The organism is Dechloromonas agitata is5 (genome assembly GCF_000519045.1).
Lineage (GTDB): Bacteria > Pseudomonadota > Gammaproteobacteria > Burkholderiales > Rhodocyclaceae > Azonexus > Azonexus agitatus.
The window spans coordinates 766,577-788,985 of record NZ_KI912532.1 but is presented as its reverse complement, the minus strand read 5'-3'; the positions used below and the strand labels follow the sequence as shown (position 1 = coordinate 788,985).

The following is a 22,409-nucleotide window of genomic DNA, read 5'->3' as shown; positions in this document are numbered from 1 at the left end:
GCTACAACTGCTTTTCCTCTTTCAGCCACTTGCTGACCGGCTCGGCCCGATAGGCCGCCATCTGCGCCAGCAGGTTTTCGATTTCGGTGTCGGCCAGCGCCATCGCGCGGTTCTGCGCGCGCAGGAAGCCGTCGGTCACGGCGCGGTCGAACATGGCCAGCAGCGGGTCGTAGAAACCATTGACGTTGAGCAGGCCCATCGGCTTGGTATGGAAACCGAGCTGGCCCCAGGTCAGAATTTCGCAGAACTCCTCGAAGGTGCCGAAGCCGCCGGGCAGGGCAATGAAGCCGTCGGACAGCTCGGCCATGCGCGCCTTGCGCGTGTGCATCGAATCGACCACCTCGATGCGCGTCAGCGCCCGGTGATCGACGGCGCGGCCAGCCACTTCCTTACCCATCAGCGCTTCCGGGATGACGCCGAGGACGGTGCCGCCGGCTTCCAGGCAGGCATCGGCCACCGCGCCCATCAGCCCGATGTTGCCGGCGCCATAGACCAGTTCGATGCCGCGCGCGGCGAGCAGGTGGCCGAGCCTTTCCGCCTCGTCCCGGTAGATCGGATTATTGCCGGCGTTGGAGCCGCAGAAGACGCAGATTCGTTTCATGGTGTCCTGGAAATATCGCTCAGAAGCCGCCCGTTGCCAGCCAGTGCTCGATCTGCGGCAGGCGGTCGGCACCGAAGAAAGCCTCGCCGTCGATGATCACGTGCGGCGAGCCGAAGACGCCGGCGGCCAGTGCCTTGTCGCATTCGTCCTTGAGACGGGCCTTGATCTCGGGGGCCTGCAGCGCGGCAGCCAGCTTTTCGCGGTCGATCCCGAGTCCGGCAGCGATGTCGAGCACCGTGTCGGGCGACGAGATGTCCAGATCGTTCACGAAGAAGCCGCGATAAACGGCATGCGCGAACTGGCGAGCCAGGGTGCAATCCTGGCCGTGCAGCCAGTAGTAGGCGCGGGCGGCGTTCTGAGTCGGCAGCGGGAAGCGGCTCGGCGGGTTGTAGGGGATGCCCATGTGGCGCGCCGAGCGGTGGAAGTCGTGCAGCATGTACGTCGCCTTGCTGCTCGTGCCGTCGACCGGCGGACGCGAGCCGGTGGCCTGGAAAATGACGCCGAGCAACACCGGATGCCAGCGCACCTTGCGGCCGTACTGGGCGGCCAGCGCGTCGATCTTCTCGCTCATCAGGTAGCCGTAGGGGCTGGAAAAATCGAACCAGAAATCGATCGGTGCCTTGTCGCTATCAGTCATGGTTGTCTCCTCGTTTCTCTGTTGGCAGCGGCCGCCGGAATTTCTGGGCTGTTCCGGTCGGCCGCGCGGTTGGGGCTTACTCGCTGGCGATCGTGCGGCCGATCACCAGACGCTGGATGTCGTTGGCGCCTTCGTAGATCTGGCTGATGCGCACGTCGCGGTAGATGCGCTCGACCGGGAAGTCGCTGGTGTAGCCGACGCCGCCGTGGATCTGGATGGCGTCCGAGGCGATCTTCTCGGCGGCTTCGGAGGCGAACATCTTGGCCATCGAGGCTTCCTTCAGGCAGGGCTTGCCGGCGTCCTTCAGCTGGGCGGCGCGCCAGACCATCAGGCGGGCGGCATCGAGCAGCGTGTTCATGTCGGCCAGGCGGAAATTGACGGCCTGGTGCTCGATGATCGGCTGGCCGAAGGTGACGCGTTCCTTGGCGTAGCGGACAGCGGCTTCAAACGCGGCGCGGGCCATGCCGATGCTCTGGGCGGCGATGCCGATGCGGCCGGCTTCGAGGTTGGACAGCGCGATCTTGTAGCCTTCACCTTCCTTGCCGAGCAGGGCGGAAGCCGGCACGCGGCAGTTTTCAAAAATGATCTGCACGGTGTCGGACGCATGCTGGCCCATCTTGTCTTCGGTGCGGCCAACGATGAAACCCGGGGTGTCGGTCGGCACCAGGAAGCAGGAAATGCCCTTCTTGCCGGCGGCCTTGTCGGTCACCGCGAAGACGATGGCCATGTGGGCGTGCTTGCCGGTGGTGATGAACTGCTTGACGCCGTTCAGCACGAAATGGTCACCGTCGCGGTCGGCGCGGGTGGTGATGGCGGCAGCATCGGAGCCGGTGTGCGGCTCGGTCAGGCAGAAGCAGCCGAGCTTCTCGCCGCGGGCGAGCGGCTTCAGCCATTCTTCCTTCTGCGCGTCGGTGCCGTATTTCTGCGTGATGCCGCAGGCCAGCGAATTCTGCACCGAGACGATGGTCGAGGTGGCGCCGTCACCAGCAGCGATTTCTTCCAGGGTCAGCACCAGCGACATATAGTCCATGCCGGCGCCGCCCCATTCCTCGGGCACGCACATGCCCATGGCGCCGAGTTCGCCGAGTTCCTTCAGCGCGTCGGCCGGGAAGGTGTGGTGCTTGTCCCATTCGGCAGCGAAGGGGGCGAGGCGCTCCTGCGCGAAGGCGCGCATCGCGTCACGGATCATTTCCTGTTCTTGTGTGAGGATCATGCTGTTTTTCCCTTTTGGTAACTGGTGAGCCAGACACCGGCGATGACCAGCGTGCCGCCGGCCAGCACGGCCAGCCCGAGCCGTTCGCCGAGCAGCAGGGCAGCCTGCAGCACGGCGAAGACCGGCACCAGATTGATGAAGATGGAGGCGTGGCCGGCGCCGAGGCGATGCACGGCGTCGGTAAACCAGGTGTAGGCGATGGCCGTGCCGAAGATGGCCAGGAAGCCCATGCCGCTCCAGACACGCCACGACCAGGCGGCCGGATCGATGTCGCCCTGGAGCAGTGCCGCCAGGCCGAGCAGGATGGCCCCGGAAAGGCTGGCGTAGAAGGTGGTGGCGAGTGGCGAGAAGCGGCCGGTGGCTTGCCAGCCGATGAAGGTGTAGGCCGTCCAGCTCAGTACGCAGCCGACAATCAGCCATTCGCCGAGTCCGACGGTACCCTGGAACAGTGCCAGGGGATCGCCGTTGCCGATCACCGTCAGGCAACCGGCGAGGGCGATCAGGCTGCCGACGGCCTTGCGCGGCGTCATGCGCTCCTTGCCGATCAGCCAGGCGGTAATGACGATCACTGCCGGGTTGAGGGCGACGACCAGTGCTCCGCGTCCGGCCGGAATGCGCTGCAGGCCGAAGAAGAAACACAGGCCGTAGAGGAAGATGCCGAAAAAGCCCAGGGCCCAGATCAGCCCCCAGTCGCGACTGCTCTGCGGAACCGGCAGGCGGCCTTCCGAAAGCAGCATGAAGCCGCCGACGGCCAGTCCGGAGAGCACGAAGCGCAGCGCGGCGACAGCCAGCGGCGCGCTCAGCTCCTGGGCGATGACGCGCCCGGCGATCCAGGTGCCTCCCCACATGGCCATGGCGGCGATCAACTTGACGTAGGTAACTGTCCGGGCCTGCTCGGGCACTTACAGCATCTCGACAGCCAGGGCGGTCGCTTCGCCGCCACCGATGCACAGCGAGGCGACGCCGCGCTTCAGGCCGTACTTCTTCAGCGCGCCGAGCAGCGTGACGACGATGCGGGCGCCGGAAGCGCCGATCGGGTGGCCCAGCGCACAGGCGCCGCCGTGGATGTTGACCTTGGCCGGGTCGAGCTTGAGGTCATGCAGCGCCGCCATGGTGACCACGGCGAAGGCTTCGTTGATCTCGTACAGATCGACCGATTCGGCCGTCCAGCCGGTCTTGGCGAACAGCTTCTGCATCGCGCCGACCGGGGCGGACGGGAACTGGGCAGGAATGCCGGCATGGGTGGTGTGGCCGACGATGCGGGCAACCGGGCTCAAGCCCAGCTTGGCGGCTTGCGATTCGCGCATCAAGACCATGGCGGCAGCACCGTCGGAGATCGACGAGGAATTGGCGGCGGTGACCGTGCCATCCTTCTTGAAAGCCGGCTTCAAGGTCGGGATCTTGTCGACATTGACGGCGAACGGGCCTTCGTCCTTGTCGATCACGACGTCACCCTTGCGGCCGGCGACGGTGACCGGGGTGATTTCCCAGGCGAAGCTGCCGTTGTTGCTGGCCTCGATGGCGCGGGTGGTTGAACGGACAGCGAATTCGTCCTGCGCTTCGCGGGTGAAGCCGTAGGCAGCAGCGCATTCCTCAGCGAAGGTACCCATCAGGCGGCCGCGGGTTTCCTTGCCGTAAGCGTCTTCCAGGCCGTCGAGGAACATGTGGTCCATCAGCTGGCCGTGGCCGAGGCGATAGCCGCCACGGGCCTTGGGCAGCAGGTAGGGGGCGTTGGTCATCGACTCCATGCCGCCGACCACGGCAGCGCCGTAGGAACCGGCCAGGATGCCGTCGTGGCCGAGCATGGTCGCCTTCATGGCGGAGCCGCAGACCTTGTGGATGGTGGCGCAGCCGGCGGTCAGCGGCAGGCCGGCCTGCAATGCGGCCTGGCGGGCTGGGGCCTGGCCCTGGCCGGCTTGCAGCACGCAGCCCATCAGCACTTCCTCGATCAGGTGGGTGTCGAGGCCGGCACGGGCAATGGCGGCCTTGATTGCCTCGGCACCGAGGTTGGCGGCGGTCAGGCCGGAAAACCCTCCCTGAAACGAGCCCATGGCGGTACGGGCGGCGGAAACGATAACGATGGGATCGGACATGAGGGTTCTCCTATGCGTGGTTAGTTATTCAACAGTCCCGGCATTCGAGGGCGCGCAAGGACGCCTCGTAGCGCGAGGGCAATTCTTCGAGGTGGTCGACGGTGATGCCGAGGTCGTGCACCAGGCCGTCCTTCAGGCCATAGATCCAGCCGTGGACGGTCAGCCGCTGGCCGCGCGCCCAGGCATCCTTGACGACCGGGGTATTGCACAGGCTGACGACCTGTTCCAGCACGTTCAACTCGCACAGGCGGTCATGGCGCTGTGCTTCCGGCAGGCTGTTGACCAGGGCGGAGTGTTTGGCATGTACTTGCTGGACGTTGTGCAGCCAGAAGTCGACGATGCCGACCCGCGTCTTGTGCAGGGCGGCGGCGACACCGCCGCAGTTGTAGTGGCCGACGACCATGATGTGCTTGACCTTCAGCACATCGACGGCGTACTGGATGACCGACAGGCAATTGAGGTCGGTATGCAGTACCAGGTTGGCGACGTTGCGGTGCACAAAAACCTCGCCAGGCAGCAGGCCGACGATCTGGTTGGCCGGCACGCGTGAATCGGAGCAGCCGATCCACAGGAATTCCGGTGCCTGCAAGTCGTTCAGGCGGTCGAAGTAGCCGGGGTCGACCTGGCTCATCTGGCGCGCCCAGGCGCGGTTGAAGTCGAAGAGGTGCGACAGGTTCTCGTTGCGCACTTCCTCTTCCGACCAGTTGTCGAGGTCGAGCGCCATGAACATGGTGCCCTCGACTGGCGTCGCGTAGTAATTCGGGGCCTCGGTGAAGCCCAGCTCGCGGTAGAGCTTCACGGCCATGCGCATGTTGGGCAGGGTGTCGAGCAGGATCTTGCGATAGCCAATTTCCTTGGCCGCCTTGATCGCCGCCAGCGCCAGCCGGGCGCCGATGCCCCGGCCGCGCATCTCCGGATCGACATACAGGCGCTTCATTTCGCAGACCCCCTCGCTGCCCGGCAGCGGCCGGACACCGACGCAACCCGCCGGACGGCCCGTATCCTCGGCAAAGAACAGCCGGCCCTGCGGCTCGGCGTATGTGCCGGGCAGGGAGGCCATTTCCTGGTCGAAGTTCTGGTACGACAGGTCGACGCCCAGCCAGGCCGCGTAGTTGCGGAAGTACTGGCGAACCTGTTCCAGGGCTTCGGTATCGTTGGCGGTGAGGGTGCGGATGCTTACGTTCATGCTGTTCAACTCCGGTGGCGCCCCTGGCCGGGGCGCCGGCGGGAGCGTGTTAGGCGGTTTCCGCGAAAAGTTCGCGACCGATCAGCATTCTACGGATTTCCGAGGTGCCGGCTCCAATCTCATACAGCTTGGCATCGCGCCACAGGCGGCCGGTCGGATATTCGTTGGTGTAGCCGACGCCGCCCAGCGTCTGGATCGCCTCGCCGGCCATCCAGGTCGCTTTCTCGGCGGAGTAGAGAATCGCGCCGGCCGCATCCTTGCGCAGGGTGCGGGCGTGATCGGCGGCATCGCAGGCGCGGCCCACGGCATAGACGTAGGCGCGGGTAGCCTGCCAGGTCGAGTACATGTCGGCCACCTTGCCCTGCATCAGCTGGAATTCGCCGATCGCCTGGCCGAACTGCTTGCGCTCGTGCAGGTAGGGCACGACGACATCCATGCAGGCAGCCATGATGCCGAGCGGGCCGCCGCACAGCACGGCGCGTTCGTAGTCGAGACCGGACATCAGCACCTTGGTGCCGTTGCCGACGCCGCCCAGGACGTTTTCCTCAGGGATTTCGCAATCGTCGAAGAAGAGCGGGAAGGTGTTGGAGCCGCGCATGCCCAGCTTGTCGAGGTGCGTGCCGTGGGTGAAGCCCTTGAAGCCCTTTTCGACGATGAAGGCGGTCATGCCCTTGGCGCCGGCATCCGGATCGGTCTTGGCGTAGACGACCAGGGTGTCGGCGTCGCCGCCGTTGGTGATCCACATCTTGGCGCCGTTCAGTACGTAGCGGTCGCCCTTCTTGTCGGCGCGCAGTTTCATCGACACCACGTCGGAACCGGCATTCGGCTCGGACATGGCGAGGGCACCGACGTGCTCGCCGGAAATCAGCTTGGGCAGGTATTTTTGCTTCTGGGCTTCGTTGCCGTTGCGGCGGATTTGATTGACGCACAAGTTGGAATGGGCGCCGTAGGACAGGCCGACCGAAGCCGAGGCGCGCGAGATTTCCTCCAGCGCGACGATGTGGGCCAGGTAACCCATGTTGGTCCCGCCGTATTCCTCGCCGGCGGTCATGCCAAGCAGGCCCATGTCGCCGAACTTCTTCCAGAGGTCGGCCGGGAATTCGTTGACGCGATCAATTTCCGCGGCACGCGGCGCGATCTCCGCGTCGGCAAAGGCCTTGACCGCTTCGCGCAACAGGTTGATGTCTTCACCGAGACCGAAGTCGAGGCTGGGAATATTCATGTTTGTCTCCGTCTAGTTGTTAGTTGCCAGTCCTTAGTCGCCAGCATGGTCGTTTCCGGCGACTAAGGACTGAAAACTAGCCTTTCTCAACCTTGCCGTGCATGACCATGATGGTCTGCTGCATCAGCGCACACAGGGTTTCCTTGCCATCCTTGACGGCAAACACCTCGGCCTGCGTCACGATCAAGGTGCGGCCCGGGCGCACGACCTTGCCGCGGGCAACCAGTTTTTCGCCGTCGGCCGGGGCAACCAGGTTCATCTTGTATTCGACCGTCAGCACCGAGGCGCTGGCCGAGACCAGGGTCATCGCCGCATAGCCAGCCGCCGAATCGGCGATCATGCCGACCACCCCGCCATGCACGAAGCCGTGCTGCTGCTCGACTCCGGACCAGTGGGGCAGGTGGATTTCCGTCAAGCCGGGTTCGACGACGGGCAGTGTCGCGTGGATCAGATCCATCGCGTGCTGCTTGGCGAAGCTGGCGCGAACGCGGTCGGCGAACTGCGGGTCGTGAATTTTGGGGGCCATGATCATCTCCTCGGTAGCAGGATTTTATTTACGTTTACGTAAACGTCAACTTGCTGCCGCAAGAAAATCAGCACGCGTCGCGGCGCGCCAGTTCCTGCTGGCATTGCGCCTCGAACTGGTCGATTTCGGCCAGCATGGCCTCGATGTCCTCGCGCTGCTGCTGCAGGGCGGCCCGGCGTTTTTCCATGACGCGCAGACATTCGAGGAGTTGGGGGGTTTCGTCCTCGGTCGAGTTGTACATGCCGATCAGATCCTTGATCTCGGCCAGGCTCAGCCCGAGGCGCTTGCCGCGCAGGGCCATCTTCAGGCGGGCCCGGTCGCGACGGGTGAAGATGCGCTTGTTGCCTTCACGCTGCGGCGCCAGGATGCCCTGGTCTTCCCAGAAGCGGATCGTGCGCGGGGTGATGTCGAATTCGCGGGCGAGGTCGGATATCGCGAAAGTGGGGCCGGTCTGGCTCATTTTGTCTCCTGTCGGTGCGGCAGAGTAAATCAGAAGCGGGGGGTTTTTTCAATCCGCTACCGTATGGTAAGTTGCTGATTCACCCCCTCCGAGCCCCCCATGTCCCTGCATTATCCCCACCCCCATCCGCCCGCTGCGGGCGAACTCACTGAGGTTGCGCCCGGCGTCTTCTGGCTGCGCATGCCGCTCCCCTTCCAACTCGATCACATCAATCTCTGGCTGTTGCGTGACGGCGACGGCTGGGTCATCGTCGATACCGGCTTTCCCGAGGATCACGTCCGGGAAACCTGGTCGGGCATCCTCGACCGGCTCGACGGGCCGGTGACGAAGCTGCTTGTCACCCATTTCCACCCCGACCATCTCGGCCTGGCGACCTGGCTGATGGAACGGACCGGCGCGCCGCTCTGGATGAGTACGGGCGAATTTCTGACCGCCCATGTCGTGTGGAATGAAGTCGGCGGCCATGGCGCCCGTTTCATGGTGGAACAGTTCCGCCAGCACGGGCTCGACGCCGAACGCCTGGCCAAGTTCGAGAAGCGCGGTTCCGGCTACCGCAAGGCCGTTCCGTCGCTGCCCGAACACTACAACCGCCTGATGGCAGGCGATTCCGTCTGCATCGATGGTCGGCGCTGGGAGATCGTGATCGGTCATGGTCATGCCCCGGAACATGTGGCGCTTTACTGTGCCGAACTTGGCGTGTTAATTTCTGGAGACATGCTTTTACCGAGGATTTCTACCAATATTAGCGTTTTTGCCGCTACGCCCGAGGCAGATGCATTGCGCTGGTATCTGGCATCGCTGGATGAATTGGCGACGGAAATTCCGGGTGAAACGCTCGTGCTGCCTTCGCACGGGCTGCCCTTCACTGGGGTGCAAGAGAGGGTGACGGCATTGCACGCACATCACGAAGAAAGACTGCAGGCCCTGGAGAACAGCTGTGATCAAGCGCCGAAGAGCGCAGCCGAATTGCTGGAGACTTTGTTCAACCGGCAGCTCGATACACACCAAACGATGTTCGCGATGGGGGAAGCGATTGCCCATCTGAACTACCTGGAACAAGCTGGACGGTTATCGCGCGTTTGCGGTGCCGATGGAGTGATTCGCTATTCGCGGGCCGGACACTGATCCGCCGCGCACTGACAGAGAGGGAGTCTGAAGATGTCGCAGCAAACCGAAGACCAGGGCCTGAACCTGCCCAATCCGGCCGAAATGGCCAAGACCTATGCCGAAGTCGCCCAGCGCGCCTCGCGCATCATCACCCAGTACATGGAAAAGAAGGCCAAGGACGGAGTCGAGGCGCCGAGTGACGAAATGGGTGTCGCTCGTGCCTTCATGGACCTGTCGGCCCGCCTGATGGCCAACCCGTACAAGCTGGCCCAGACCCAGATGAACATGATGTGGGACTACTTCTCGCTGTGGCAGGGTTCCATGATGAAGATGATGGGCATGCCCGGTGCCGCTCCGGTCGCTGCCCCGGCCAAGGGTGACAAGCGCTTCAAGGACGAGGACTGGGAGCAGCATTTCCTGTTCGACTTCGTCAAGCAGTCCTACCTCATCGCCGCCCGCCACATCCATGACACCGTCGCCGGCACCGAAGGCCTCGACGAGTCGACCCAGCAGAAGGTCAATTTCTTCACCCGTCAGTACATCGACGCCCTGTCGCCGTCCAATTTCGCGCTGACCAATCCGGAGGTCTTCCGCGAAACGGTCAAGAGCCACGGCAAGAACCTGATCAAGGGCCTCAACAACCTGCTGCATGACATGAACGAGGACGGTCAGCTGCGCATCCGCATGACCGATACGGCGGCCTTCGAGATGGGCAAGAACGTCGCCACCACGCCGGGCAAGGTGGTGTACCAGAACGAATTGTTCCAGCTGATCCAGTACAGCCCGACCACCACCGAGCAGTACAAGAAGCCCTTCCTGATCGTGCCGCCGTGGATCAACAAGTACTACATCCTTGACCTGCGCGACAAGAATTCGCTGGTCAAGTGGGCGACCGACCAGGGTCACACCACCTTCATCATCTCCTGGGTCAACCCGGACGAGAAGATGGCCCAGACCAGCTTCGAGGACTACATGCTGAAAGGCACGATCGAGGCGATCAGCCAGGTCTGCAACCAGACCGGCGAGGACTCGGTCAACCTCGCCGCCTACTGCATCGGCGGCACGCTGACCATGACCACCCTAGCCTACATGGCGGCCAAGAAGGACAAGCGCGTCAATTCCGCCACCTTCTTCACCACCATGCTCGATTTCTCCGAGCCGGGCGAGCTCTCCGTCTTCCTCGACGAGGGCACCATCGAGGGACTGGAGAAGAAGATGAGCAAGCGCGGCTTCCTGGAGGGCTCCGAAATGGCGGGCACCTTCAACATGCTGCGCGCCAACGACCTGATCTGGTCCTTCGTGGTCAACAACTACCTGATGGGCAAGGACCCGTTCCCGTTCGACCTGCTCTACTGGAACTCCGACTCGACCCGCATGCCGGCAGCGATGCACAGTTTCTACCTGCGCAACATGTACCTCGAGAACAAGCTGAAGGAACCGGGCGGCATCACGCTGGGCGGCGTCAAGATCGACATCACCAAGGTCAAGACCCCGTGCTACTTCATCTCGACCATCGAAGACCATATCGCCCCGTGGAAGAGCACCTACATGGGCGCTCGCCTGCCATCCGGCAAGACCAAGTTCGTGCTGGGCGGCTCTGGCCACATCGCCGGCATCGTCAATCCGCCGGCCGCCAACAAGTATGGCTACTGGACCAATGACGCCACTGACGGCAACCTGCCGGAAAGCCCGGACGACTTCCTGGCCGGCGCCACCCAGCATGCCGGTTCGTGGTGGACGCACTGGCACGAGTGGGTGACGGCCCTGCCGGGGGGCACCGCCAAGGTCAAGGCGCGCCAACCCGATGCCGGCCCGCTCAAGGCGCTTGAAGATGCGCCGGGCAGCTATGTGAAGTTCCGCCTCGACGCGCAGAAGCAGAGCTGAGGCGATTTGATACGGTTGTTCCAGGGGAGGTTTCGGCCTCCCTTTTCATTTGTCCGGGGTGGAGCGAATGGCTTGGCGTAAGCTTGCCCCATCCTAGGCGGTTACATGGAGTGCAAGCGCATGGCGCAGGATATGCAGGCCGGCAACGATCGGGAGGTGGCTCGCCCGGATAGCCATCTGGCATTTGCCATCTCGCTGATGGAACACCTGGTGGTGCCTACCTTCGTGCTCGATGCCGAGCAGAAGGTTGTAATCTGGAACCGGGCCTGCGAGCGGCTGACCGGCATTCCGTCCAGTGAAGTCGTCGGCACCCGCAACCACTGGAAGGCGTTCTACGAGGAGTCACGCCCCTGCCTGGCCGATCTCGTGGCGATGTCGGCACTGGAGCAGATGGCGACCCTGTATGCCGCCGCCGACAAACCCGGCGAGCCGAGCTACGGCGTTCATGCCGAGAACTGGTGCTGGATGCCGCGGCGCGGCCAGCACCTCTATCTGGCGATCGATGCCGGGCCGGTGTTCGATGCATCCGGCCGCCTGATCGCTGTCATCGAAATGCTGCGCGACATCACCGAAAAACATGTGGCCCAGATCAAGGTTGAGGAGCAGGCCAGCCAGCTCAAGGCGCATTTCGAGGAGCAGCAGCGCGAAACGGAACTGGCCCGTCGCATTCTCGAGCACCAGGTCCGCAGTGACCTTATGGCCCAGGCCGGCGTGCAATATGCGGTGATTCCGGCCAACAATTTCTCGGGGGACATGGTTCTCGCGGCGCGCTCGCCGGCCGGCCGGTTGTATGCCATCCTGGCCGACGCCACGGGGCACGGCCTGTCGGCGGCGGTCAGCGTGCTGCCGATGGTGCAGGAGTTCTATCGCCTGGTCGATCTGTCGACACCCTTGGCTGTGATGATCGAGTCGATCAACTTCCTGCTGGCCAATTCCCTGGCGCTTGGCCGCTTCGTCGCGGCTGCCTTTGTCGTTCTCGACGAGCCGGCAAAGCAGGGCGAAATCTGGGTGGGGGGCGTACCCAACGCCCTGATGTTCGACGCCGAAGGCAAACTGGCACGACGCTTCGAGTCGAGCAACCTGCCGTTGGGGATATCGAAAGCCAGCGAGATTGCCGGCAGCATCGAGTCATTCACGTGGGATCGGCCATCCCGCCTGATGCTGGTTTCGGACGGCATTGTCGAGGCCTGCAATACCGATGGTGTGGCCTTTGGCGAGGCGCGGTTGATTGCCACGCTGGAAGGCGCTCTGTCGGGGGAAACCATGGTTACGGCGCTGGGCCAGGCGATGCAGCGCTATTTGCAGGGCACCGTCGCCCACGACGACATGTCGATGCTGGGCATCGACTGTTCTTGAGATACCGGCCGACAACCGGCGTGGCGCAGACTCAGTGGCGGAGCAGCGGCAGCTTGGCTGACAATTGTGGCCACTCGATCGCGTCGAGCATGTTCTTGACGATCAGCCCCAGTTCCGTATCGCCGGTAATTTCCAGTTCGCGATTGAAGAACAGGGTGTCAGGATCTTCCTGGCGGGCCAGCATCTGCAGGTAGGCCGACAGGTTGGCGGCAAAAGCCAGGTCGGGCTCGCGCTCGGGACGGAAGACCGGGCGGAACAGTCCGTTGCGGTAGGTGTAGGTGGCCTCGCCGCCGGTATCCAGGATGCGGACGCGGAACAGCTTGTCCGCCAGGGCATCCAGCTCGCTTTCCGGCAGCAGCTTCATTTTCAGCGCGGCATTCAGGCCGGCAACCAGCGCCAGGGCGTGCGGCCACTGCGGCAGCTTCTGGCCGATGCTGGCGATGAATCCAGGCAGCTTGAACTTGGGAATGGTGAATTGGGCGCTCATGCTCATGCTCCGAGGGTTTCCAGGGCCTGCGTGTGGTGCTGCTTGATGCCGGCATCGCCGAACCAATAGCCGTCGACCAGGCCGCATTCGCTCCAGTTGCGGGTGTCCGCCTGTACCGGCTGGCCGCGTCGGGCGGTGTCGAAGGCAGCGATGATTTCGCCAAAATGCGCCTTCTGAGGACTGAGGCGGACGATGTCGATGCCCATCTGCAGCATGTCGGGGATTTCGTGCAGCAAATTGTAGCTCTGCGCCGACATGGTCTGGATGCCGTTGATGGTCAGGAAGTCCTGCCCCTCACGCGTCTTCAATGTCAGGCCCTCGGCGTGGTCGAGGCACTTGAACTGGCAGTCGTCCTTGTTCAGGCCGTAGTGGCGGGCGGTGAAGCAGCGGGCCGAGAAGGCGAGCGGTATTTTGCCGAACGCGAAAACCTCGGTTTCGACACCGGCCGGGCGGGTCCTGTGCAGGGTGTCGACCAGCGTACGCGTCGCTTCGAGCGGCGGCACCCAGCGCTTGAGGCCGTAGCGGGCAAAGGTGGCCAGCGTTTCCTCGTTGTAGATGTTGAGGTGCGGCCCGGCGACGAAATCCTTGCCGGCCGCCAGGTTGACGGCACCGAGGTCGTTGGCCTCGAGCTTGCAACCCGCGTCGTCGATCAGGCGGCGCAGCGCCTTGAGGTCGCTTTCCGATTCGAGCAGGGCCTGTGCCGAAACGACGACTTCCTTGCCGGCATCGGTCAGGTCACGCGCCAGGCCGATCCAGTCGGCGGTGCGCAATTGCTGGCGGCGCGAACAGACGACTTCGCCGACATAGATGATGTCGATCGCCGGGTTCTGCGCCATCTCGGCGTAGAACTCCATGACTTCGGCTTTCGGCCAGAAATAGAGCAGGGGTCCGAGGGAGAGCTTCATATCCTAGTCCTTAGCGCCACGGCCGGTTGTAGGCGCCGAGCGTCGCCTGGCTGCCTTCGGAAACCTTGGCCAGTTCGGCCTGCCAGGCCGGTTTGACGTGGAAGCGTTCGCTGCCGTTGCGCAGGCTGTCGAGTGCGGCGCGCAGCGTGCGGGTGACCTGGGCGACATAGGTCGGGCTGCGCTGGCGGCCCTCGACCTTGATCGCCTTGACGCCGATCTTGATGATCTCCGGCAGCAGTTCCAGCACGTTCAGGCTGGTCGGCTCCTCCAGCGCATAATAGGTTTCGCCCTGGACCTCGAAACGGCCCTTGCACAGGGTCGGATAGCCGGCCGGCTCGTCGTCGCCGAAGCGGTCGATCAGGATGCCGTTGAGACGGGTTTCCATGGTGCCCGGCTTCTTGTCCCACTTGACGTATTTGGCCGGCGAGCAGGCGCCGACGGTGTTCGGCGATTCGCCGCAGGCGTAGGACGACAGCCAGCAGCGCCCTTCGTTCATGACGCACAGGCTGCCGAAACCAAAGACCTCGATCTCGACCGTGGTGTTCTTGATCACATGCTCAACCTGGGCCAGCGTCAGCACGCGCGGCAGCACGGCGCGGTGCACGCCGAATTCGCGCTGGCAGAAGTTGATCGCCTCGTAGCTGGTCGCCGAACCCTGGACCGACAGGTGCAGACGCTGCTGCGGATGCTTGTTGCGGGCGTAGTCGAGCAGGCCGATGTCGGCCAGGATGATGGCGTCGACCCCCTGGTCGACCGCGCCGTCGACGGCCTTGTGCCAGTCGGCGCTGCGCCCGGCCTGCGGGAAGGTGTTGATCGCCATCAGCACTTCGCGGCCCTTGGCCTGGGCATAGCGAATCCCTTCGGCCATGGCCTTGGCGTCGAAATTGAGGCCGGCGAAGTTGCGGGCGTTGGTGTCGTTCTTGTAGCCGAGATAGACGGCATCGGCGCCGTTATCGACGGCTGCCTTGAGGGCCGGCAGGCTGCCGGCCGGACAGACGAGATCGGGCAGGGGGCTCATGGAGGGAGTCCGGAATAGCAAGAAAGGGAGTATAGCCAGCCCAGGTTGCCTGCCATTGATCCTGGTCAAACGCGGTGGCGCGCCACGCCACGCTGGCTGCCGGGCGGGTTTTGCTGCCGCTTCGCAGTAGCTTGGCCGGAGGGGCAGGCAGAGGAAATCATCGGCCGGCATTGCGGTATGATTAGTGCCCAGCCGAATGCCGGTAATGGCGCCTGGTAATGGAGAGAGCGAGCGATGAACAAGGAACGTGCCCTCGTGGTGGATGATGAGCAGTTGAACCTGTTCATCATCGAGGAGTTTCTCGCGCAGGAAGATATCGAGCTGGAGTTGCACAGCAACCCGCTTGAAGCATGGGCCAGCCTGAGCGCACCGGACAGCAATTTTTCGCTGGTCGTACTCGACCGCATGATGCCCGACCTGGACGGGATGGAACTGCTGCGTCGCATGAAGCGGGAAGCGCGTTTTGCCGATATTCCGGTCATCATGCAGACGGCGGCGTCGTCGCCGGACCAGGTGCGCGAGGGTCTCGAGGCCGGGGCCTACTATTACCTGACCAAGCCCTACGAACCGGAAGCACTGATCTCCATCGTCCGTGCCGCGCTCGAGGACCGTCGCGTACGCAGCCTGTTGCGTAGCCGGGCGGCTCACCTGGAAGAGGCCCAGGCGCTGATCCGCAGTGTCGAATACCGTTTCGAGACGCTGGAAGATGTCAGTTCCCTGGTGCCCGTACTTGCCGCCATGTGTCCGGTGCCCGACATCGTGGCGCCGGGGCTGTCCGACCTGATGGTCAACGCTGTCGAACACGGCAATCTTGGCGTCACCTATCAGGAGAAATCGCTGCTCAAGTGGGAAGGTGACTGGGAGGCGGAAATCAAGCGCCGCCTCGCCCTGCCGCAATTCCATGGCCGTTTCGCCACCGTGCGGGTCGAGCGAGGGCCAGAGGCGGTGACTTTCACCATTACCGACCAGGGCGATGGCTTCGAATGGAGCAAGTTCCTGACCTTTGATCCGGACCGCGCCTTCGATCCGAATGGCCGCGGTATCGCCATGGCGAAAATGATGAGTTTTGCGGCGCTGGAGTACCAGGGCAAGGGCAACGTCGTCGTCGCCCGCGTCGAGCGCTGAACCGAGAGGGTCAGCGCGTCACGAAAGTCGGTCGGTAGCCGAGTGCCAGGCGGATTTTTTCCGCCATCTTTTCGGCCTCGCTGCGGCTGGCGTAAGGGCCGAGGTGGAGGCGGTGGATGCCGCCACCGGCATTGACCTGCATGGGTTCGCTTAGCCAGTCCAGTTCGCGTTGCAGGTGGCTTTTCAGGTTTTCGGCATTTTCGGCGCTGGAAAAAGCCCCCAGCTGCAGGTAAACGCCCTTCTGAGTGGCAGCATCGCCGCTCATTCCTGCCATTGTCGCCGTCTGGACCGGGCGCTCTTCCTGGGCCATGCGTCGCGCCAGTTGTTCGATATCGTCGGTTTCCGTTGCGATCGGCCGGGGCGGCGGGCTGACCTGGGCGTAGGCCGTGGTGGTCGTCTCGCCCGGAATGATCGCCTCGACTTCGACCAGGCCACTACCGCCGTTGATCAAGCCCAGCTTGTAGGCAGCGGTATAGGACAGGTCGATGACGCGGTCGGCGTGGAAGGGGCCGCGATCGGTGATACGCACCACCACCGATTTGCCGGTCTGCACATTGGTCACGCGGGCATAGGACGGCAGGGCCAGCGTGGTGTGCGCCGCAGTCATCGCGAACATGTCGTAGGGCTCGCCGATCGACGTCTTCTGGCCGTGGAACTTCTTGCCGTACCAACTGGCGATGCCGCGTGTCCGATAAGGTTTGACGCTGGTGTTCGGCACGTATTCCTTGCCAAGCACGACATAGGGCCGGGTGGCCGGCTTGTGCAGGGGTTCCCATTTCGGCTCGGCGTCGGGGATGTCGTCAAGGCCGTCCGGGATGTCGTCGGCCGGGCCGTCATCCTTGTAGAAGCCGCCGCCGCGCTTGAGGACGGCGGTTGGCTTTTTGGTGGGAGTAGGGGTTCGTGCTGCCTCCCCCTTGCCGGGTTCGGCGGCCGGTTCGCGCAGCGGACCGGGGCCGCCGCAGGCAGCGAGCAGGACAGCGAACGAGGCGGCAAGGGCGAGGCGGATCATTTCTTGACCAGCATGCGGTGGGTCTGGATCGACATCAGGATACCGATGCCCAGGAACAGCGTGATCAGCGCGGTGCCGCCGTAGCTCATGAAGGGCAGCGGTACGCCGACTACGGGCAGGATACCGCTGACCATGCCCATGTTGATGAAGGCGTAGGTGAAGAAGCCGAGGGTGATGGCACCCGCCAGCAAGCGGGAGAAGGTCGTGGGCGCGGCCGAAGCGATCATCAGGCCGCGGCCGATGAGCAGGGTGTATAGCGCGACCAGTGTGGCATTGCCGAGCAGGCCCCATTCCTCGGAATAGACGGCGAAGATGAAGTCGGTGTGTTTCTCGGGGATGAATTCGAGGTGGGTTTGCGTGCCGTTCAGGAAGCCTTTGCCGAAGGCGCCGCCGGAGCCGATGGCGATGGTGGACTGGATGATGTGATAACCCGAGCCGAGCGGGTCGGTAGTCGGGTCGATCAGGGTCAGGATGCGCTTCTGCTGGTAGTCGTGCAGCATGTTCCACAGGATGGGGGCGGCCGCTGCGGCACTGGCCAGCAGGCCGATGATGATCTTCCACGGCAGGCCGGCGAAGAAGATGACGTAGAAACCGGCGCCGCCGATGAGCAGGGCCGTGCCGAGATCGGGCTGCTTGGCGACCAGGCCGAAGGGCAGCAGCAGGAGCAGCGCGGCGACGCCATAGTGCCTGAGCTTCAATGTTGCTTCATATTTGTGGAAATACCAGGCCAGCATCAGCGGCATGGCAATCTTCATGATTTCCGACGGCTGGATGCGGGTGATGCCGATCGACAGCCAGCGCCGGGCGCCATTGACCTTGATGCCGAACAGGAAGACGGCGATGAGCAGCACGACGCCGACGATGTAGAGGGGGATGGCGAAACTCATCAGTTTCTGTGGCGGAATGCGCGCAACGACCCACATCACGACGAGGGCGATCCCCATGTTGCCGGCCTGCGACATCATCCGGTGCGTGCTGTCGTAGGTCGCCGAATAGACCGTACCCAGGCCGACGGCCATGATGGCGGCGGTGATCAGCAGCAACGGGAAGTCGATGTGGGCAACGGCATTGGCCCAGGTGCGACGCAGGGTGCCGACGATATCCATCATTCCTCGTGCTCCTCCTCGATGGCTTCGCTGTCTTCCTGGGCAGCCCCGGCCGGCAGCTTGCCGAGCAGATAGTAGTCGAGCACCATGCGGGCGATCGGAGCGGCTGACTGGGCGCCGAAACCGCCGTTCTCGACCAGCACGGCGAGGGCGATTTTCGGATTCTCGACCGGTGCGTAGGCGATGAACAGGGCGTGGTCGCGCAGGTGCTTCTTGACGGCCGATTCCTTGTACTGGGCTCCCTTCAGGGAGAAGACTTGGGCCGTCCCGGTCTTGCCGCCGACGCTGTAGGGGGCACCGGCAAAGGCGCGGGTGCCGGTACCCTCCTTGTTCACGCCGATCATGGCACGGTGGATCACATCCAGATTCTTTTGCTTCCAGCCCAGGTCGCGTAACGGCTTGGGCTCGACCGGGCGCTTTTCGCCACTCTTGGTGTCGACGATGTTCTGTACCAGATGCGGACGGAACATCACGCCATTGTTGGCCAGCGTGGCAGTCGCCTGGGCCAGCTGGATCGGCGTGTAGGCGTTGTAGCCCTGGCCGATGCCGATGGAAATGGTTTCGCCGGCGTACCACTTCTGCTGCTCGGGGCGCTTGAAGCGCTGCTTCTTCCATTCCGGTGAGGGCAGCACCCCCTTCGATTCACCGGAGTCGTCCTTGCCGAGGTCGATGCCGGTGCGCTGGCCGAGGCCGAGGGAGCCCATGAACTTGGCGATGCTGTCGATCCCCAAGTCGTTGGCCAGGACATAGTAATACGTGTCGCAGGAATGGACGATGGACTTGTACATATCGACGACACCGTGGCCCCCCTTCTTGTCATCGCGGAAGGTGTGGTTGCCGAAGGTGAAATAGCCCGGGTCGCTGATTGCCTGCTGCGGCGTGCGCTTGCCCATCTCCAGCGCGGCCAGCGCCATGAAGGGCTTGAAGGTCGAGCCGGGCGGGTAGGCACCGTTGATCGTCCGGTTGATCATCGGCTTGTCGGGGTGGTCGTTCAGTTCCTTCCAGTTTTCCGGTGTGATGCCGTCCACGAACAGGTTGGGATCATAGGTCGGGGTCGATACCAAGGCGAGAACGCCCCCCGTGCTGGGGTCGATAGCGACCAGGGCGCCTTTGCGATCACCGAAGGCCTTTTCGGTGATTTCCTGCAGCTTGATGTCGAGCGTCAGCTGCAGGTTGTTGCCGGAAACCGGCGGGATGCGCTTCAGGCTGCGCAGGGCGCGGCCGCCGGCGTCGATCTCGACCTGCTCGTAGCCGGTCTCGCCGTGCAGCTCAAATTCGTAATGCTGTTCCAGGCCGGTCTTGCCGATGTGATCGGTGCCTTTGTAGTTGGCTTGTTTCTCCGAGTCTTCGATCCATTTCAGGTCGCGTTCGGTGATCCGGCCGATGTAGCCGATGGCATGGGAGGCGACGGTACCCAGCGGGTACTGGCGGAACAAGCGGGCCTTGACCTCGACGCCGGGGAAGCGATAGCGGTGGGCCGAAAACTTGGCGACTTCGGCATCGCTCAGTCGGGTGCGGATCGGGATGGATTCGAAATTCTTGGCTTCGTCGAGCAGGCGCTTGAAGCGCTTGCGGTCCTTGGGCTGGATGTCGATGATCTCGGCCAGTGTGTTGATCGTCTCTTCCAGATTGCCGGCCTGGGCGGGCGTGATTTCGAGGGTGAAGGCCGAGTAGTTGTGGGCCAGCACGATACCGTTGCGGTCGGTGATGATGCCGCGGTTGGGCACGATGGGAATCAGCGCGATGCGGTTGTCCTCGGCCCGGGTCTGGTAGAAATCGTGCTGGATGACTTGCAGCCAGACGAAGCGACCGATCAGGATGCCGAAGCAGACGATGACGAAGACGGCGGCAAAGCCGAGCCGGAAACGGAACCGGTCGAGATCGGCTTCCGGATTGTTGAAGTCACCCACGTCCGATCGACCTCAGATCGGGCGGTTGGGGTCTTGCTCGACCGGCCGGTATTGCGGCAGGAGCAGGATGAAGGTGGCCGGAATCCAGAGCAGGGTGGCCACGAAGGGACCGATGAAATAGCCCCAGCCCGGAAAATCGGCACCGACGGCCAGGCGCATCAGGGCCTGGATGAGTTGTGCGCCAATCAGCAGCGGCATGATCTGCAAGGCCTGCTGGGCGAGCGGGAACCACAGGATCCGCCGGGATAGTGAGGCGCCGGCGTAGGCGAGCAGCACGTAGGCGAAGCAGTGCTGGCCGAGTACCGCGCCGTCGGCGACATCCATCAGCAGGCCGAGCACGAAGCCCCAGCCCATGCCGACGCGGCGGAATTCGCGCACGCTCCAGAAGCACAGGACGAGCGCCACCCAGTCGGGCATGCCGGGCCAGTGGGCTGTCGGCAGGAAATTGAGCAGGGCGGCGACGATCAGGCTCAGGAAGATGAACCACGGCCGGACTGGCAAGAGGATGCGGGACGAGGTGAAGGTCGGTTGCATCAGTTCTTCGGTATCCGTTTTTTCTTGACCCGCTGGCCGTCGTTACCGGCGGCGCGGCTCGCACTCTCCGGGGGGCGTTCCGGCCTCGCCTGGCGGGGAGCGAGGATCATCACCTCGCCGAAATTTTCGACCCCGGCAATCGGCACGCAGAAAACACGGGCAAAGGAGTAGGCGCTGTCGCGCTCGATATTGACGACCTTGGCGACCGGAAAGCCGGGCAGGTAGATGTCGTCCAGACCCGAGGTGACCAGCAGGTCGCCGACCTCGATGTCGGCGTTGGCCGGCATGTAGCGCAGTTCAAGCTGGCCGTTGCCGAGGCCGAAGACGATCGAGCGCTGCCCGGTTCGCACGATCTGCACCGGCACCACCTGGTCCTTGTCGGTGATCAGCGTGATTTCCGACGAGAAGGGGAAGACACGGGTTACCTGCCCGACAACGCCGGCTTCGTCGATGGCCGGCAAGCCCGCCGCGATCTCGGCCTGCTGGCCCTTGTCGACGATGACCTTGCGCGAGAAGGGGTCGCGGGCGGTGTACAGGATCTGGGCGACCTGGCCGCTGGCCTTTTCCCGCTCCTTGACGTCGAGCAGCTTGCGCAGGCGGGTGTTTTCCACTTCCAGCTGGGCCAGGCGCTGCAGGTCGGGTGCGGAGGTCAGCTTGGCGTGCTTCAGTTCCTCGTTCTCCTGCTGCAAGGCGCGCAGGCCCTGCAGGTACTGGCCGGCATAATCGACCAGGCTGCCCGGCGTCTGCGCCACGCGCTGCACCGGGTCGACGACCAGGGCGATGCTCTGGCGCAGGAGTTCGAGACTCTTGAAACGCAGGTCGACCACGAAGATCGCCAGCGAAACGGCGATGTAGAAAGTCAGAAGGGCCAGCGGTGCTGGCCCTCGCTTGAAGAACGGAGGTGGTGCGTGGTCGATGCCGGCCATCGCTCAGTCCTGCCTGGCTGGGGTCAAGTAAGGATCAGTCCGAAGCGAAGATGCTGCCCAGTTTGTCCATCTTTTCCAGCGCCATGCCGCAGCCGCGGGCGACGCAGGTCAGCGGCTCGTCGGCAACGATGACCGGCAGACCGGTCTCTTCCATCAGCAGGCGATCTAGGTCGCGCAGCAGGGCGCCGCCGCCGGTCAGGACCATGCCCTTCTCGGCGATGTCGGCACCGAGTTCCGGCGGGGTCTTTTCCAGCGCGGACTTCACGGCGGAAACGATCTGGTTCAGCGGGTCGGTCAGCGCCTCGAGGATTTCGTTGGAGGAAATCGTGAACTTGCGCGGGATACCTTCGGCCTTGTTGATGCCGGAAACTTCCATTTCCTTGACTTCGGCCCCCGGGAAGGCGGAACCGATGGTCTTCTTGATGTTCTCGGCCGTGTTTTCACCGATCATCATGCCGTAGTTGCGGCTGATGTAATTGATGATCGCCTCGTCCAGCTTGTCGCCACCGACACGCACGGAGCCGGCATAGACCATGCCGCCGAGCGAGATGACGCCGACTTCGGTGGTGCCGCCACCGATATCGACCACCATGGAGCCAGTCGCGTCGGCCACCGGCAGGCCGGCACCGATCGCCGCGGCCATCGGTTCCTCGATCAGGTACACCTGGCTGGCGCCGGCGCCCAGGGCGGATTCACGGATGGCGCGGCGTTCGACCTGGGTCGAACCGGACGGCACGCAGATGATGATGCGCGGGCTCGGGCTGAACAGCTTGGAGTCGTGCACCTTCTTGATGAACTGCTTGAGCATCTGCTCGGTGACGGTGAAGTCGGCGATCACGCCGTCCTTCATCGGGCGGATGACGGTGATGCTGCCCGGTGCTTTGCCGAGCATCTCCTTGGCTTCCTTGCCGACAGCCTGGATGGTCTTCTTGGCATTGGGGCCGCCGTCGACGCGGATGGCAACGACCGACGGTTCGTCGAGGACGATGCCCTGGGCCCGCGCGTAAATCAGCGTATTCGCCGTGCCGAGGTCGATGGCAAGGTCGTTGGAGAAGTATTTATTGAGGAAACCGAACATCTGTAGCTCCGCGTTGGGGGGTGCGG

General features: G+C 63.6%; 22 protein-coding genes. 4 read left to right on the top strand and 18 right to left on the bottom strand.

Annotated elements, in window-relative coordinates:
- Position 1: 1 nt before the first annotated feature.
- From K420_RS0103925 to K420_RS0103885, 9 genes are all read right to left on the bottom strand, one after another.
- Positions 2-601: an LOG family protein gene (locus K420_RS0103925; protein ID WP_027456901.1), complete on the bottom strand. Its 600-nt coding sequence runs from the start codon at positions 599-601 to the stop codon at positions 2-4.
- A gap of 19 nt (positions 602-620) precedes the next feature.
- Complete coding sequence (locus K420_RS0103920) at positions 621-1,238, bottom strand: 2-hydroxychromene-2-carboxylate isomerase (protein ID WP_027456900.1); 618 nt, start codon at positions 1,236-1,238, stop codon at positions 621-623.
- 76 nt (positions 1,239-1,314) lie between these two features.
- Complete coding sequence (locus K420_RS0103915; RefSeq protein ID WP_027456899.1) at positions 1,315-2,451, bottom strand: acyl-CoA dehydrogenase; 1,137 nt, start codon at positions 2,449-2,451, stop codon at positions 1,315-1,317.
- The gene (locus tag K420_RS0103910) at positions 2,448-3,353 is read right to left on the bottom strand and encodes a DMT family transporter (protein WP_027456898.1); all 906 of its coding nucleotides are present in this window, start codon (positions 3,351-3,353) and stop codon (positions 2,448-2,450) included. Before K420_RS0103910 ends, K420_RS0103915 begins: the two co-directional genes overlap by 4 nt.
- Entirely contained in the window at positions 3,354-4,544 is a 1,191-nt protein-coding gene (locus K420_RS0103905) for an acetyl-CoA C-acyltransferase (protein WP_027456897.1), read from the bottom strand.
- 28 nt (positions 4,545-4,572) lie between these two features.
- Complete coding sequence (gene can, locus K420_RS0103900) at positions 4,573-5,730, bottom strand: carbonate dehydratase (RefSeq protein WP_027456896.1); 1,158 nt, start codon at positions 5,728-5,730, stop codon at positions 4,573-4,575.
- A gap of 49 nt (positions 5,731-5,779) precedes the next feature.
- Positions 5,780-6,952 (bottom strand): isovaleryl-CoA dehydrogenase, encoded by a 1,173-nt coding sequence (locus K420_RS0103895; RefSeq protein WP_027456895.1) that lies wholly within the window; start codon positions 6,950-6,952, stop codon positions 5,780-5,782.
- Positions 6,953-7,028: 76 nt separating this feature from the next.
- Positions 7,029-7,478: a PaaI family thioesterase gene (locus K420_RS0103890; protein ID WP_027456894.1), complete on the bottom strand. Its 450-nt coding sequence runs from the start codon at positions 7,476-7,478 to the stop codon at positions 7,029-7,031.
- Between the two features lie 67 nt (positions 7,479-7,545).
- Entirely contained in the window at positions 7,546-7,938 is a 393-nt protein-coding gene (locus K420_RS0103885) for a MerR family transcriptional regulator (RefSeq protein WP_027456893.1), read from the bottom strand.
- Between the two features lie 99 nt (positions 7,939-8,037).
- Between K420_RS0103885 and K420_RS0103880 the strand changes: the two genes are divergently transcribed.
- The 3 genes from K420_RS0103880 to K420_RS19570 all read left to right on the top strand — a co-directional run bounded on the left by K420_RS0103880 (position 8,038) and on the right by K420_RS19570 (position 12,285).
- Positions 8,038-9,063, top strand: a complete 1,026-nt coding sequence (locus K420_RS0103880; RefSeq protein WP_027456892.1) for an MBL fold metallo-hydrolase — start codon at positions 8,038-8,040, stop codon at positions 9,061-9,063.
- 33 nt (positions 9,064-9,096) lie between these two features.
- Positions 9,097-10,929, top strand: a complete 1,833-nt coding sequence (locus K420_RS0103875; protein ID WP_027456891.1) for a PHA/PHB synthase family protein — start codon at positions 9,097-9,099, stop codon at positions 10,927-10,929.
- Positions 10,930-11,049: 120 nt separating this feature from the next.
- Positions 11,050-12,285, top strand: coding sequence for a SpoIIE family protein phosphatase (locus K420_RS19570; RefSeq protein WP_198293791.1), 1,236 nt, complete (start codon positions 11,050-11,052; stop codon positions 12,283-12,285).
- Between the two features lie 31 nt (positions 12,286-12,316).
- Here K420_RS19570 and ubiT read toward each other — a convergent pair whose 3' ends face one another.
- The 3 genes from ubiT to ubiU are packed head-to-tail and all read right to left on the bottom strand — an operon-like array spanning position 12,317 to position 14,695.
- Positions 12,317-12,772 (bottom strand): ubiquinone anaerobic biosynthesis accessory factor UbiT, encoded by a 456-nt coding sequence (ubiT, locus tag K420_RS0103865; protein ID WP_027456890.1) that lies wholly within the window; start codon positions 12,770-12,772, stop codon positions 12,317-12,319.
- Positions 12,773-12,774: 2 nt separating this feature from the next.
- Positions 12,775-13,677, bottom strand: coding sequence for a U32 family peptidase (locus tag K420_RS0103860; RefSeq protein WP_027456889.1), 903 nt, complete (start codon positions 13,675-13,677; stop codon positions 12,775-12,777).
- A gap of 10 nt (positions 13,678-13,687) precedes the next feature.
- Positions 13,688-14,695 carry a ubiquinone anaerobic biosynthesis protein UbiU gene (gene ubiU, locus K420_RS0103855; RefSeq protein ID WP_027456888.1) on the bottom strand — a complete coding sequence of 336 codons (1,008 nt, stop codon included), beginning with the start codon at positions 14,693-14,695 and terminating at the stop codon, positions 13,688-13,690.
- A 234-nt stretch (positions 14,696-14,929) separates the two neighbouring features.
- Here ubiU and K420_RS0103850 point away from each other — a divergent pair, with 234 nt between their 5' ends.
- Entirely contained in the window at positions 14,930-15,820 is an 891-nt protein-coding gene (locus K420_RS0103850) for a response regulator (protein WP_027456887.1), read from the top strand.
- Positions 15,821-15,830: 10 nt separating this feature from the next.
- On the opposite strand, the gene K420_RS0103845 is transcribed toward K420_RS0103850, so the two are convergent.
- Genes K420_RS0103845 through K420_RS0103820 form a run of 6 tightly spaced genes read right to left on the bottom strand, consistent with a single transcriptional unit; the run spans position 15,831 to position 22,383 of the window.
- The gene (locus K420_RS0103845) at positions 15,831-16,829 is read right to left on the bottom strand and encodes a septal ring lytic transglycosylase RlpA family protein (RefSeq protein WP_027456886.1); all 999 of its coding nucleotides are present in this window, start codon (positions 16,827-16,829) and stop codon (positions 15,831-15,833) included.
- A complete protein-coding gene (rodA, locus tag K420_RS0103840) occupies positions 16,826-17,938 on the bottom strand; it encodes a rod shape-determining protein RodA (RefSeq protein ID WP_027456885.1) in 1,113 nt (370 codons plus the stop codon). The genes K420_RS0103845 and rodA overlap by 4 nt, the downstream gene beginning before the upstream one ends.
- Positions 17,935-19,845, bottom strand: coding sequence for a penicillin-binding protein 2 (gene mrdA, locus K420_RS0103835; protein ID WP_027456884.1), 1,911 nt, complete (start codon positions 19,843-19,845; stop codon positions 17,935-17,937). The genes rodA and mrdA overlap by 4 nt, the downstream gene beginning before the upstream one ends.
- 12 nt (positions 19,846-19,857) lie before the next feature.
- Entirely contained in the window at positions 19,858-20,379 is a 522-nt protein-coding gene (gene mreD, locus K420_RS0103830; RefSeq protein ID WP_027456883.1) for a rod shape-determining protein MreD, read from the bottom strand.
- Positions 20,379-21,305 (bottom strand): rod shape-determining protein MreC, encoded by a 927-nt coding sequence (gene mreC / locus K420_RS0103825; RefSeq protein ID WP_027456882.1) that lies wholly within the window; start codon positions 21,303-21,305, stop codon positions 20,379-20,381. The genes mreD and mreC overlap by 1 nt, the downstream gene beginning before the upstream one ends.
- Before the next feature lie 34 nt (positions 21,306-21,339).
- Positions 21,340-22,383 carry a rod shape-determining protein gene (locus K420_RS0103820; RefSeq protein ID WP_027456881.1) on the bottom strand — a complete coding sequence of 348 codons (1,044 nt, stop codon included), beginning with the start codon at positions 22,381-22,383 and terminating at the stop codon, positions 21,340-21,342.
- Positions 22,384-22,409: the final 26 nt, after the last annotated feature.